The following is a 13,727-nucleotide window of genomic DNA, read 5'->3' as shown; positions in this document are numbered from 1 at the left end:
TATTGGACTGATTGCCCCTTTTTTCCGCGCTTTTTGCTACAGTATGCGCACTTGGATAAACAGGATCTGGCCATGCTCGTTATTATTTCCCCTGCAAAAACGCTCGATTACGACAGCCCGCTGGCGACAGAACGCTTCACGCAGCCCGAACTGCTGGACAAATCTCAGCGGCTTATCAAAATTTGCCGCGCGCTGACGCCGGCGCAAATCGCCAGCCTGATGAGCATCAGCGACAAGCTGGCCGGGCTCAACGCCGCGCGCTTTAGCGAATGGCAGCCGAAATTTACCCCGGACAACGCCCGCCAGGCGCTGCTGGCGTTCAAGGGCGACGTTTACACCGGCCTGCAGGCGCAGGATTTCAACGAAGCCGATTTCGACTTCGCCCAGCAGCATCTGCGCATGCTGTCCGGCCTATATGGCGTGCTGCGCCCGCTCGATCTGATGATGCCGTACCGGCTGGAGATGGGCATCAAGCTGGAAAACCCGAAGGGCAAAGATCTGTACAGCTTCTGGGGCGATCAGATCACCCAAAAGCTCAACGAAGCGCTGGAGCAACAGGGCGACGACGTGGTGGTCAACCTGGCCTCCGACGAGTATTTCAAAGCGGTGAAACCGGCCAAGTTGCACGGTTCGCTGATCAAACCGGTGTTCCTCGACGAGAAGAACGGCAAGTTCAAGGTCATCAGCTTCTACGCCAAGAAAGCGCGCGGGTTGATGAGCCGCTTTATCATCAAAAACCGCCTGACGCGCAGCGAGCAGCTGGCGGACTTCAACCTGGAAGGCTACGCCTTCGACGAAGCCGCCTCGCAGGGCAACGAGCTGGTGTTCAAACGCCCGGAACAAGCATAAAAAAAGCCGTCGCAAGACGGCTTTTCGCATTTTACCCTGCCGAACTTCAGGCCGGCAGCCCCATCAGGAACGTGCGCAGCTCGCCGAAACTGGCCGGCAGCGTGTGCGACAGCAGCGGCAGATCGGCCCGCAACGCCAGCGCTTTCGGCAACGGCAGTTCCTGGCCGAGGATAGCTTCCACACTCTCTTTAAACTTGGCCGGATGCGCGGTGCCGAGGAACAGACCGAACTCCCCTTCCTGCAGCTGATCGCGCAGCGCGCGGTAGGCGATGGCCGCGTGCGGTTCGGAGATATAGCCCAGCTCGGCCAGCTCACGCATCGTGTCTTTGGTGGTCTCGTCGCTGACCGCCGCGTGACCCAGCTCTTTCAACTGCCAGACCTTGCGACGGAACAGCTCTTCCACACGCGGCCAGTTGTTTGGCTGGCTGACGTCCATGGCGTTGGACAGCGTCGCGACCGTGGCGTGCGGCTGCCACTGGCCGCTGGTCAGGAAGCGCGGCACGGTGTCGTTGGCGTTGGTGGCGGCGATGAAGCGCTTCACCGGCAGGCCCAGCGATTTGGCCAGCAACCCGGCGGTCAGATCGCCGAAGTTGCCGCTCGGCACCGAAATCACCAGCTGATTGCGCGCTTCCTGCGGCAGCTGCGCCACCGCCTCGAAGTAGTAGCAGATCTGCGCCAGCAAGCGACTGATGTTGATCGAGTTGGCCGAGTTCAGGTGCAGCGCGTCTTTCAATTCCTGATCGTCGAACGCCTGCTTCACCAGCGCCTGACAGGCGTCGAAGTCGCCGTCGATCGCCACGGTGTGGATGTTGCCGCCCAGGGTGCAGAACAGCTTTTCCTGCAGCGGGCTGATTTTGCCCTGTGGATACAGGATCACCACCCGTACGTTTTTCAGGCCGTAGAAGGCATGCGCCACCGCGGCGCCGGTGTCGCCGGAGGTGGCGGTCAAAATGGTCACCGGCTGATCGCCGGCCACTTCCGCCAGCATCTGTGCCATAAAGCGGCCGCCAAAGTCTTTGAACGCCAGCGTCGGGCCGTGGAACAGCTCCAGGCAGGAGACGTCTTCCGTCACTTTCGCCACCGGCGCCGGGAACTCAAAGGCGGCCTGTACGCGTTTCTTCAACGCCGCTTCCGGCACCTCTTCGCCGATAAAGGCCGACAGAATACGGCTGCTGCGGGTGACAAAGTCCTGCTCCAGCAGCTGGTCGATCTCGGTCAGTTCGAACGCCGGCAGCTCCAGCGGGAAGAACAGCCCCTGCTGCTTGCCCAGGCCTTGTTTGATCGCCTGCGCGAAGCTGACCTGCTCGTTGTGATCCTTAAGGTTGTACAGTTTCATGCGTTATCCCAGTAGTCGAGCGCCTGCGGTATCCAGACGGCAAATATGAACAAAACCTTCGTCGTTTTGCAGATAGTGTTGTTGCAGCCAGGCGGCCATGCGTTGCGCGGTGGCGCCGTCGTTGCAGACGGCGAACAGCGTCGGGCCGGAGCCGGAGATGCCGCAGGCCAGCGCGCCGATCTCCTGCGCCGCCTTGCGCGCTTCGGCGAAGCCCGGCAGCAGCCGGGTGCGGTACGGCTCGGCGATCACGTCCTGCATTAATTTGGCGGCCAGCTGCGGCTGCCGGGTGTGGCAGGCGTGAATAAAGCCGGCCAGATAACGGCCGTGGCTGATGCAATCCTGGCGGCGGTACTGCGCGGGTAAAATGGCGCGCGCTTCGGCGGTGGAGACCTTGATGCCCGGATAGGCCATGACCCACAGCCAATCATCGAAGCACGGCACTTCCTGGCTGATGATGCCTTCTTCTTCCAGCATCAGCTGCAGGCCGCCCAGATAGCAGGGCGCCACGTTGTCGTAATGCACGCTGCCGGAAATGCGGCCTTCCAGCTCGCCCATCAGACCGAGCAGCGTCGTCTTATCCAGCGGCCGATCGCAAAATTCGTTCATCGCCATCAGCCCGGCCACCACCGAACAAGCGCTGGAGCCCAGCCCCGACCCGATCGGCATGTTCTTTTCCAGCCGCATCGCCACCGGCACTTCGCGGCCGATCTCCTGGCAGAAACGCTCCCAGCATTGATAAACGATGTTCTCTTTCGGCTCGGCCGGCAGCTTGCTGACGAAGCGCCCGGCGTTTTGCAGACTGAACGTCTCGGCGGCTTCCACGCTGACGCAGTCGCCCAGCAGCGTGCCGTCGATCGGCGAAACCGCCGCGCCCAGCACATCAAAACCGACGCTGACGTTACCGATCGAGGCCGGTGCATACACCTTAACCATATTAAACTCCCAACTTCCATGACAGTGTGCGCAGCAGATCGGCGAACACGCCCGCTGCGGTCACATCGTTACCGGCGCCGTAGCCGCGCAGCACCAGCGGCAGCGGCTGATAATAACGGCTGTAGAAGGCCAGCGCGTTCTCGCCGTTCTTCACTTTATACAACGGATCGTTGCCGTCCACCGCCTCGATGCGCACCTTACAGCGCCCTTCGTCGATCAGGCCGACATAGCGCAGCACCTTGCCTTGCTCGGCGGCATTGGCCACGTTGCGCGCGAACTCTTTATCCAGTTCCGGCAGCCGCGCCAGGAAATGCTCCACGTCGCCCGACGCGTCGAAGGACGGCGGCAGCACCGGCTCGACCTCGATATCGCTCAGCTCCAGCTTGTAACCGGCTTCGCGCGCCAGGATCAGCAGCTTGCGCGCCACGTCCATACCGGACAGATCGTCGCGCGGATCCGGCTCGGTGTAGCCATTGGCTCTGGCCTGCAGAGTCGCCGCCGACAGCGACAGCCCTTCGTCCAGCTTGCCAAAAATAAAGGACAGCGAACCGGACAGGATGCCGGAGAAACGCACCAGCTCATCGCCGGCGTTCAGCAGGTTTTGCAGGTTCTCGATCACCGGCAGACCGGCGCCGACGTTGGTGTCGTAGAGGAACTTGCGGTGCGAACCGGCGGCGGCGGCGCGCAGTTGCTGATAATAGTTCATCGACGAGGTGTTGGCCTTTTTGTTCGGCGTTACCACATGGAAGCCGTCCGCCAGGAAGTCCACATACTGATCGGCCACCGCCTGGCTGGAGGTACAGTCGACGATCACCGGGTTCAGCAGGTGATACTCCTTCACCAGCCGGATCAGGCGGCCGAGATTGAACGGCTCCTGCGCGCCGGCCAGCTCGTCCCGCCAGCTGTCCAGCGCGATGCCGTGCACGTTGGTCAGCATCACGCGCGAGTTGGCGATGCCGCACACCCGCAGATCGATATGTTTTTGCTTCAGCCACGGCTGCTGGCGGTAGATCTGTTCGATCAGCGCCCCGCCGACGCCGCCAACGCCGATGACGAACACTTCGATCACCTGATCAGTGTTGAACAGCATCTGGTGGCTGACGCGCACGCCGGTGGTGGCGGAATCATTGCTGACCACCACCGAGATTGAACGCTCGGAAGAACCCTGGGCGATGGCGACGATATTGATGTTGGCGCGCGCCAGCGCGGAGAAGAAGCGCGCTGAAATGCCACGCAGGGTGCGCATGCCGTCGCCGACCACCGAGATGATCGCCAGGCGCTCCATGACGTCCAGCGGATCCAGCACGCCATCTTTCAATTCCAGATAGAACTCCTCCTCCAGCGCGCGGCGGGCGCGCTGCAGTTCGCCCTGCGGCACACAGAAGCTGATGCTGTATTCGGAAGAGGATTGGGTGATCAACACTACCGAAATGCCGGCGCGCGACATCACGGCGAACACCCGCGCAGCCATGCCGACCATGCCTTTCATGCCCGGGCCGGAGACGTTGATCATCGCCATATTATTCAGGTTGGTGATGCCTTTCACCGGCATATCGGCATCGGTGCTGTCTTTGCCGATCAGCGTGCCGGGAGCCTGCGGGTTGGAGGTGTTTTTTATCAGGCAAGGGATTTGGAATTGGGCAATCGGCGTGATGGTGCGAGGGTGCAGCACTTTGGCGCCGAAATAGGAAAGCTCCATCGCCTCCTGGTACGACATCGATTTCAGCAGCCTGGCGTCCGGCACGGTGCGCGGATCGCAGGTATACACGCCGTCGACGTCGGTCCAGATTTCGCAACAGTCGGCGCGCAGGCAGGCGGCCAGCACCGCGGCGGAATAGTCGGAGCCGTTGCGGCCCAGCACCACCAGCTCACCCTTGTCGTTACCGGCGGTGAAACCGGCCATCAGCACGATGTGGTCGGCCGGGATCGCCGCGGCGGCGATGCGCAGCGTGGACTCGGCGATATCCACGGTAGACTCCAGGTAGTGGCCCTGCGCCAGCAGTTTCTCCACCGGGTTGATCACCGTGACCGGATAACCCTTGGCGCGGAACACCCCTTCCATGATGGCGATGGAGAGCTTTTCGCCGCGGCAGATGATCGCCGCGTTGACGCTGTCCGGACACTGACCCAACAGCGAGACGCCGTGCAGCACCTGTTTGAGCTGCGCGAACTCCTGATCGACCACGCCTTTCAAACGATCGTATTCAAAGCCCGGCAGCGCCTGCGCCAGTCCGCTCAGCAGGTCGGCAAAGATCCGCTCGGCGTCGCTGATATTCGGCAGAATGTCCTGACCCGCCACCGTTTTGTCGATCATTGCCACCAGATGGTTGGTGATCTTTGCGGGGGCGGACAAGACCGTGGCTACCTGTCCCTGACGCGCATTACTCTCCATGATGTCGGCGACGCGCAGAAAACGTTCTGCATTCGCCACCGAGGTTCCGCCAAATTTCAGCACTCGCATGTGTGATCTCTCCGAATTTAAGCCGAAAAAAAAGCCCGCACTGATTAGGTGCGGGCTTTTTTCTGTGTTTCCTGTGCGCGTCAGCCCGCCCCGTTACCTGTGGTATCGGTGGTGGTAATAATTGTGGTTTTCAGGCTGATGTTGCGCATGTTGTCTGTCTGTCTCATGAAATACTCTGTCCCCTCTATTGGTTAAAGCAATCGCTATCCCAAGTCAAACTATTTCTTTTTTTTGCTTATTTTCCGTTCAGCGGCGGTAATGCGCGATGCAACAGGTGAAAAGCAAAATGACAGAACAAAAAAACAACTTAAAGCCGATTTACTAGTGGATCACGCTGGGTAACCGTCTGATGGAGCCGCTATCACTTGGCGAGTTTTTTTTCGATGTCGTGCAGCAGCGTATGCAGCATCGCCGTATCTCGCTGTTGCAGCGCGCCGAGGCGCTGGTGCAGCCAGTCGCGCAATTTTTGGTCATCGCCGACCTCCAACGCGTTCAACAAGGCATCGGCGCGGCGGCGCAGCGCCTTAAGCTGCCCTTCCGACGCCGCCGTTTCCTGTGGCGTATTGACACCCATCAGGCTAGCCAACTGATAGCAGTACACCATCACCGCCTGGCCCAGGTTAAGCGACGGATAGTCCGCCTGCATCGGCACGCCGGTCAGCAAGTCCGCCAACGCCAGCTCTTCGTTGGTCAAGCCGGAATCTTCGCGGCCGAACACCAGCGCGGCCTGGCCGACCCACTGCTTACGTTCGCTCAGCTGTTCCAGCAGTTCGGGCGGCGTACAGTAGTAGTGAAAGCGCGCGCGGCTGCGGGCGGTGGTGGCGACGGTAAAATCCACGCCCGCCAGCGCCTGTTCCAGCGTGGCGAACGTTTGCACGCCGTCGAGGATCTCGCCGGCACCGTGCGCCACCCAGCGCGCCGCCGGCTGCAGGTGCGCCTCGCTGTCGACGATGCGCAACGACGTGAAGCCCATGGTTTTCATCGCGCGCGCCGCCGCGCCGACATTTTCCGGCCGCGCCGGAGCCACTAAAACAATATGAAGCTGCATCACTCTTCCACCGAAGGCGGGCCTGCGTTTTTGACGATGGCGCAGCGCCCGCTTATATTTACAATTACGTAACAATAAACGCGTTAATAGCAACAAACAAGATTAAACGGCTCGTTGAGCTAATAAACCCATCGTAATAGTCATTATTCGCGCTTATGTTTTACTGTGTTTATTTATCAATAAGTTAAAACAACGCGATGATCAATAAGCGAATAATTGTATCCTATCGGGCCGGATAATGCTGAATCGTTCACAGAATTTGAGGTTCTGTGACTTAAACTGGCATTTCTGTAAGTGTTTTTCACAAATCTGTTAACGTGCTACAATTGAATTTGATATATGTCAACAAAGCGTAGTTTTGTTGGGTGATGAATTCGGCACGCGCTGTTATATTGCTGTTAATGGGGTTAGGATATGCGCCGTTTCGGCACCCAAGGGGTTGTAGGGAACAGCATCCCCACCAGGCTAGCGATCTTGTTGACATGAGATGGAAAGTGCATCAAGAACGAGTTTACGTACTTTAGTCATTTGCTGAGAGGGAACGTGGCGCTATCTCTGCCCTCCTCTAAGAAAACAAAGACTTCTGTACTTCCGATTTTCTATTTTGTTGGCAATTTTAGGTAGCAAATATGCAGACCCCGCACATTCTGATTGTCGAAGACGAGTTAGTCACTCGTAACACCCTGAAGAGCATTTTCGAGGCGGAAGGCTACATTGTTCATGAAGCCAATGATGGTGCAGAGATGCACAATATCCTGTCTGAAAATGATATCAATCTGGTCATCATGGACATCAACCTGCCAGGCAAAAACGGCCTGCTGTTGGCGCGCGAACTGCGTGAACAGGCCAGCGTCGCCTTGATGTTCCTGACCGGTCGCGATAACGAAGTGGACAAAATCCTCGGCCTGGAAATCGGCGCCGACGATTACATCACCAAGCCGTTCAACCCGCGTGAGCTGACCATCCGCGCGCGCAACCTGCTGTCGCGCACCATGAACCTGGGCAGCCTCGGCGAAGAGCGCCGTCTGGTCGAGAGCTACAAGTTCAACGGGTGGGAGCTGGACATCAACAGCCGCTCTTTGATCAGCCCGGCCGGCGAACAGTACAAGCTGCCGCGCAGCGAATTCCGCGCCATGCTGCACTTCTGCGAAAACCCGGGCAAGATCCAGTCGCGCGGCGAACTGCTGAAGAAAATGACCGGCCGCGAGCTGAAGCCGCATGACCGCACCGTGGACGTCACCATCCGTCGCATTCGCAAACACTTCGAATCGACGCCGGATACGCCGGAAATCATCGCCACCATTCATGGCGAAGGCTACCGCTTCTGCGGCGATCTGGAAGAGTAATTCCGGCCTGCCGTCATGAAAACGGGGTTCAGCATGCTGAACCCCGTTTTTTTATTTCGTCTCAGCCCACGGCATGATCGGCACCGCGCTCAACGCGTTCTTCGGCGAACCGTCGATCACCTTGTCGGAATAGCTAAGGTAAATCAACGAATTGCGCTTGGCGTCATAGAAGCGCACCACCTGCAACTTCTTGAACACCAGCGAGGTGCGTTTCTGGAACACCACATCGCCTTCCGCCTTGCCGTTTTTGATCTTGTCGCTCAGCTCGATAGGCCCCACCTGCTGGCAGGAAATGGCCGCGTCGGCGGTGTCTTCCGCCAGCCCCAGGCCGCCTTTGATGCCGCCGGTTTTGGCGCGGCTGATATAACAAGTTACATTTTTAACATCCGGATCGTCGAACGCTTCCACCACGATTTTGTGGTCCGGCCCCAACAATTTAAACACCGTATCAACGGAGCCCACCTGCTCCGCCTGCGCGCTGCCAACGGTTGCGCAAACCAAACCGAATAAAAATATCCAGCTTTTTTTCATTTACTTAACTCCGGTATAACCTTGCCGCAAAAATAGGTTCGGCGGTCGCCATTATTTATGTCTAAGCTCACGGAATCGGTTTTTTACGGGTCCGCACCGTCCGTTTTAGCACAGAGCGTGACAAAAATCTTTGAGAGTCGCGGAGTAAAAAAATTGCTATGATGCGGCGTCGTTATTTCTTTGCGCCCACTACGGTGTACCCCAATCCAACTCTGGCGCGGCATGCGCAGCAGAGGCAAAGAGTGCAACGCATAATGGCTCATGGATCGGTCTGATAGCGCAGCACCAGCGTGACGAATCAACAGTTCGGGTTCCTACCCCCAAGCTTTACGAGGAAGATCTATGGATCAAGCCGGTATCATTCGTGATCTGCTTAGCTGGCTGGAAAGCCATTTGGACCAACCCTTGTCGCTGGATAACGTGGCGGCCAAGGCAGGCTACTCCAAATGGCATCTGCAACGGATGTTCAAAGATATTACCGGTAACGCCATCGGTGCTTACATCCGGGCAAGGAGGCTGTCCAAAGCCGCCGTCGCGCTGCGTTTGACCAGCCGGCCGATTTTGGATATCGCCCTGCAATATCGCTTCGACTCGCAGCAGACCTTCACCCGCGCCTTCAAAAAACAGTTTGCGCAAACGCCGGCGCTGTACCGCCGCGCCGAAGACTGGAATGCATTCGGCATCTGTCCGCCGATCCGTCTGGGAGCCTTCACCTTGCCGCAGCCGGAATTCGTCTCGCTGCCGGACAAGCAGCTGGTCGGCCTGACCCAAAGCTACTCCTGTACGCTGGAACAGATCACCACCGTGCGCACCGAACTGCGCTCACAGTTCTGGCGTCAGTTCCTCGGTGACGTCGAAACCCTGCCGCCGGTGCTGTACGGGCTGCATCACTCGCGACCGAGCCAGGAGAAGGATGACGAACAGGAAGTGCTGTACACCACGGCGCTGGAGCCGGATCAGGTGCCTGACAAGGTACAGGAAGGCCAGCCGCTGGTGTTGCCGGGCGGTGAGTTTGCGATGTTCAGCTACGAAGGGCCCACCGAGGGACTGCAAGACTTTATTCTGACGGTCTACGGCACCTGCCTGCCGGCGCTCCAGCTGACGCGCCGCAAAGGGCACGACATCGAGCGCTTCTATCCGAAAGGCGAGCGCCGTCCGCATCAGGCACCTATCGAGATCAAGTGCGATTACCTGATCCCGATTCGGCGTTAACGCTGCAGTTCGTCCAACGCGGGCATGTCCAAATGCGTGACATCGCCCGCCGTTTCCACGATCCAGCCGGAAGCCAGCCACGGGCTCTGCTGGTGATCGACGCGCGACAGTGAGCAGTTGCGCAAGCGCAGGCGGCGTTCCGCATAGGCCGGCAGCCCCAGCACCGTACTGATCAAACACCCCAACGCGATACCATGACTGACGAGCAGCGGCTTGCTGCCTTCAGGCAGCATCAGGCAACTCTCCAGCGCGGCGCGCATGCGCTCGCCCAGCTCCTCCATGGATTCGCCTTGAGGGATTCGGCCGTCAGGAGTACCATCGACCATCTGTTTGCGCCACTGCTCTTCCTGCGGCGTCAAACTGTCGATCAGGCGTTCTTCCAGAACCCCCATGTGCAGCTCACGCAAACGCGGATCGCTAATCACTTCGCAGCCACAGGCGTCGGCGATGATCTGTGCGGTGCGGCGCGTGCGCCCCAGATCGCTGGTAATGATGTGCGTAATGCCTTCTTTGCTGACGCGCCTGGCGACCAGACGGGCCTGGTGTTCACCCATGGCGGTTAACGGGCTGTCGGACTGACCCTGGATGCGGCGAGCCGCGTTCCATTCCGTTTCGCCATGGCGAACGAGGTATACCTGTAACATTTTTGTTTTCCGTTATACTGCGTGAAATTTGCATTTATCCCCGGCCCGGTGGCGCTTTTGCCGCTGCCCGGCGTATCGGCCAGAAGGATATCAAACCCGTTATGTACCATGTTGTCGCTGCAACTACCAACCCGGCAAAGATCAAGGCTATTCAACTGGCCTTCGATGATGTCTTTGGCGCAGGCCAATACCGCATTGAATCCGTTGACGTCGCCAGCGGTGTCTCGCTGCAGCCGATAGGCAATCACGAAACCCGCACCGGCTCGCGTCAACGCGTGATGGAAGCGCGCCAGGTCAGGCCCGAGGCCGATTTTTGGGTCGGCGTGGAAGCCGGGATTGAAGAGAATATGACCTTCGCCTGGATGACCATAGAGAACCCGCACATCCGCGGCGAATCCCGCTCGGCGAGCCTGATGCTGCCGGAGGTCATCTTACAAGGTATTCGCGCCGGTCGCGAATTGGGCAGCGAAATGGCGGCGATCACCGGTAACGCCGAGGTGAAGCGTCAGGGCGGCGCCATCGGCGTCTTCACCGACGGCCGGCTGAGCCGCACCAGCGTTTACCATCAAGCGTTGCTGCTGGCGCTGGTGCCGTTCCACAACGCCATCTATCAGCAATAGCGCAGAGCCTGCTAGGGCGCATCGTGCAGCAGCTGCTGCTCAAGCCACTGTTTCAGCGCGGGCGACGCCGCTTTCAGGCTGTTTGAACCGCGGGTGATGGTGGCGATCCCCGCGCCCAGTTCATTTTTCAGCTCGCGCTGGCTCATCTCGCCGCGCATCAATTCCTGAATGATCCGTACCCGGGTGCCCAGCGCGGTGCGCTCGTCCGGCGTCAGCATCAGCTGCAGCAGCGGTTGATGCAGTTCTTGCGCAAACGAATTCTGCAGCAGCGCGACGAAGCGCAGCCAATCCTCATTGCCTTGTTCTGAAAGAGCGGGGTCGTTTAATGATAATTGCGTCATGGCAGCCACCATACTATTTAACTAGTACAGCAGCATACCATAGGGTCGTCAAAATCAATAACGTCTCTGCCACTCGGCGTCGGTCAGCACCTTGGCCGGCCGGTGCGTCAGATAGCGGTAAAACGCATCATAGGCCAACACATTCTTGACGTAGCCGCGGGTTTCCGAGAACGGAATGCTTTCGATGAATGCCACCGGATCGATCCGCCCCGCGCTGTTGCCCAGCCAGGTGTTCACCCGCGACGGGCCGGCGTTATAGGCGGCGCTCGACAGAATGCGGTTGCGGCCGAACTGCTGATAGACCGACTCCAGATAGCTGGTGCCGATGGTGATGTTAGTCTGTGGATCGAACAGCTGGCTCGGGCCGACGTAACCGGGAATATTGAACATCTGCACCGTATGCTGCGCGGTGCGCGGCATCACCTGCATCAGGCCGGTAGCGCCAACCGGCGACTGCGCTTTCGGATTCCAGGCGCTCTCCTGACGCGCGATCGCCATCGCGTAGCTGGTGGTGATCCCTTTGTCATCGGTCGCGCGGCGGAACTCCTGCGGCCAGGCGACCGGGAAGCGCTCCTCCAGATGATCCCACAGCTTGCCGACGATGGTCGCCTGCACGCTCAGATCGGCCCATTTTTGCTCGAAGGCGTAGCGCGCCAGCGCTTCTTGTTCCGGCCGGCTGCGGCTGGCGACGTAAGAGCCCCACTCGCTGCGGGCCAGGTTGTCCATATTCCAGTACATCAGCTCGCGCACCCGGGCGACCTCCGGCCCGTCGACCAGCGACGTGCGCGGCTTGGCCGCCACCGCCACCATCACCGGATAAGTGGCGTTCAGCTTCTGCGCCGCCACCATCGGATAAAAGCCGCGTTCGGTCATCAGGTTACGCAACATCTCCTCGCCTTCGGCGCGTTTGCCTTCGTCCATCAGTTGACTGGCGCGCCAGTAGCGCCACTCATCCTTGTTGCGCGACTCTTCCGGCAGGCGGGCCAGCCAGGTCGCGACGCCCTGCCGATCGCCGTTGCCCAACGCCATGCGCACCCGGCGCTCCAACAGCGAAGGCGAACGGCTGCGCAGGATCACCCGATCGCGCCACTGCGCCTGCTCGTAGGTAGCGTCGCTGCCCATCAGGCGCCAGGCCACCGCCTCTTCCAACCCCAGCCGTTCGTCGTCGCTCATTTTCTGCAGCCGCGCGAGCGTCGGGATCATCGCCCGTGCGTTTTCCACATCCTGCCGCGCCAGGCGTTCAAAGGCGATGCCGGTAGCGGCGCGGGTAAAGTCAGTCGGCCCCACGCTGCGGGCGAAGGCTTCCACGGTGGTCGGATCGTTTTGCAAGCGCACCAGGGCGTTGCCCATGGTCTGATAGTCGGCCGGCAACTGGTTATAAAGGTTGCTGACCAGCGAACTGTTACCCTCTTTCAACGCCAGCTTCATGCGCGCCAGAATATCCAGCGGCGTTTGCTTGCCTGCGCCGCGCCAGACGCTGAACAGACGATCGCAGGCGCCCGGCAGCGTTTTGCCGTTCAGCCACAGTTCATCGGCACCGCTCCAGGCCGCCTGCTGGTCGCCGGTAGCCCATTTGGCGTAGTAATAGTTGCAGCGCGCCGCCACCGGTTTGGGCGGCTGCGCGCTGAAGGCCAACAGAGTGCGCCAGTCTTCGCGCCGCGCCAGTTCATTGACGAAGCGCGGCACCAGTGATTTCGCCGGCGGCAGCGTCGGGTGGCGTTTGATAAAGTCGTTCACCTCGGAGAACCCCGCCTGGCTCAGATCCTGTGTCAGCTCGCGGTATTCCAGGTAAGGATAAAGCGGGTAATCGCGCAGCGTCGGCATCAGCTGCGCCACCACGTCCATCTGATTGCCATCCCACGCCTGTTTGATCTGCTGGTAACGCTGACGTTGCGCATCCAGAGAATCCGCCAGCGCCGCGCCTGAAAACGCCGTCAGACACAGGCCCATTGCCAACAGCCGTCGCTTGTCCACCTTGACCATCCTCGCTCTTTCCTCACTGGTTATACCGCAGGAGCCGCCCAGCTCCCCCGGTGACCGCCGCACCACGGCGCCGCGGGACAAAATAAAGCCGGGCGCACGGCCCGGACGCGGATATCTACCATAGACAGCGCAATCGCTTATCCATTCAATACTGTAGAAGAAGAAGTGTATCGCCATGACGCGGGCCAGGTAAAAACGTTTACTTTGGCTGACAAATCAGGCCGGCGGGATATTTCCAGCCACCGGATTTTTATTAGCTGCCCCGGCGCTTATTGGAGAAGTAAAATACTTTTTAATTATTAGTCATCACATTATTTGATTTGTTATATGGCGCCACCGTTGCGCAAATCGCCTGACAGCGGGCTAAACGCGCCAACTTTGCAGAAAAGCGGTGGCAAACCCGGGTGGGCATTTTTATACTAT

Annotated in this window: 13 protein-coding genes and 1 other annotated feature; of the genes, 4 read left to right on the top strand and 9 right to left on the bottom strand. The window is 59.4% G+C overall.

Features of this window, described 5'->3' with window-relative positions; all coding sequences use genetic code 11:
* The first annotated feature begins 72 nt into the window (after nt 1–72).
* Nucleotides 73–849 (top strand): peroxide stress protein YaaA, encoded by a 777-nt coding sequence (gene yaaA, locus WFM45_RS19825; RefSeq protein WP_004932988.1) that lies wholly within the window; start codon nt 73–75, stop codon nt 847–849.
* 46 nt (nt 850–895) lie between these two features.
* Here the strand turns inward: yaaA and thrC are convergent, their stop codons facing one another.
* The 5 genes from thrC to WFM45_RS19800 form a co-directional block, all read right to left on the bottom strand.
* Nucleotides 896–2,185 (bottom strand): threonine synthase, encoded by a 1,290-nt coding sequence (gene thrC, locus WFM45_RS19820; protein ID WP_049277389.1) that lies wholly within the window; start codon nt 2,183–2,185, stop codon nt 896–898.
* A gap of 3 nt (nt 2,186–2,188) precedes the next feature.
* Nucleotides 2,189–3,118, bottom strand: a complete 930-nt coding sequence (thrB, locus tag WFM45_RS19815) for a homoserine kinase (RefSeq protein ID WP_004932993.1) — start codon at nt 3,116–3,118, stop codon at nt 2,189–2,191.
* A gap of 1 nt (nt 3,119) precedes the next feature.
* Entirely contained in the window at nt 3,120–5,579 is a 2,460-nt protein-coding gene (thrA, locus tag WFM45_RS19810) for a bifunctional aspartate kinase/homoserine dehydrogenase I (protein ID WP_004932996.1), read from the bottom strand.
* A 24-nt stretch (nt 5,580–5,603) separates the two neighbouring features.
* Nucleotides 5,604–5,721, bottom strand: a sequence feature (Thr leader region).
* Nucleotides 5,660–5,728: a thr operon leader peptide gene (gene thrL, locus WFM45_RS19805; RefSeq protein ID WP_086581142.1), complete on the bottom strand. Its 69-nt coding sequence runs from the start codon at nt 5,726–5,728 to the stop codon at nt 5,660–5,662. Its footprint overlaps the feature before it by 62 nt.
* 212 nt (nt 5,729–5,940) lie before the next feature.
* Entirely contained in the window at nt 5,941–6,627 is a 687-nt protein-coding gene (locus WFM45_RS19800) for a tRNA/rRNA methyltransferase (RefSeq protein WP_336956989.1), read from the bottom strand.
* A gap of 629 nt (nt 6,628–7,256) precedes the next feature.
* On the opposite strand from WFM45_RS19800, the gene arcA reads away from it, so the two are divergent.
* Nucleotides 7,257–7,973: a two-component system response regulator ArcA gene (gene arcA / locus WFM45_RS19795; protein ID WP_004933003.1), complete on the top strand. Its 717-nt coding sequence runs from the start codon at nt 7,257–7,259 to the stop codon at nt 7,971–7,973.
* A 51-nt stretch (nt 7,974–8,024) separates the two neighbouring features.
* On the opposite strand, the gene creA is transcribed toward arcA, so the two are convergent.
* On the bottom strand, nt 8,025–8,504 hold the full coding sequence (gene creA, locus WFM45_RS19790; RefSeq protein WP_004933005.1) for a protein CreA: 480 nt from the start codon (nt 8,502–8,504) through the stop codon (nt 8,025–8,027).
* 342 nt (nt 8,505–8,846) lie between these two features.
* Between creA and robA the strand changes: the two genes are divergently transcribed.
* Nucleotides 8,847–9,716: an MDR efflux pump AcrAB transcriptional activator RobA gene (gene robA / locus WFM45_RS19785; protein ID WP_015376605.1), complete on the top strand. Its 870-nt coding sequence runs from the start codon at nt 8,847–8,849 to the stop codon at nt 9,714–9,716.
* Here the strand turns inward: robA and gpmB are convergent.
* Nucleotides 9,713–10,360 carry a 2,3-diphosphoglycerate-dependent phosphoglycerate mutase GpmB gene (gene gpmB / locus WFM45_RS19780; protein ID WP_004933012.1) on the bottom strand — a complete coding sequence of 216 codons (648 nt, stop codon included), beginning with the start codon at nt 10,358–10,360 and terminating at the stop codon, nt 9,713–9,715. The two genes, robA and gpmB, sit on opposite strands and share 4 nt — an antisense overlap.
* Before the next feature lie 101 nt (nt 10,361–10,461).
* On the opposite strand from gpmB, the gene yjjX reads away from it, so the two are divergent.
* Nucleotides 10,462–10,980, top strand: coding sequence for an inosine/xanthosine triphosphatase (gene yjjX / locus WFM45_RS19775; RefSeq protein ID WP_004933015.1), 519 nt, complete (start codon nt 10,462–10,464; stop codon nt 10,978–10,980).
* Between the two features lie 11 nt (nt 10,981–10,991).
* Here the strand turns inward: yjjX and trpR are convergent, their stop codons facing one another.
* Both trpR and sltY read right to left on the bottom strand, forming a co-directional pair.
* Nucleotides 10,992–11,321, bottom strand: coding sequence for a trp operon repressor (trpR, locus tag WFM45_RS19770; RefSeq protein WP_016929152.1), 330 nt, complete (start codon nt 11,319–11,321; stop codon nt 10,992–10,994).
* Between the two features lie 54 nt (nt 11,322–11,375).
* A complete protein-coding gene (gene sltY, locus WFM45_RS19765) occupies nt 11,376–13,304 on the bottom strand; it encodes a murein transglycosylase (RefSeq protein ID WP_033631751.1) in 1,929 nt (642 codons plus the stop codon).
* Nucleotides 13,305–13,727 lie beyond the last annotated feature (423 nt).

It is taken from the genome of Serratia sp. KG1D (assembly GCF_037150675.1).
GTDB lineage: Bacteria > Pseudomonadota > Gammaproteobacteria > Enterobacterales > Enterobacteriaceae > Serratia > Serratia nematodiphila.
This window is presented reverse-complemented; position numbering and strand designations above follow the sequence as displayed.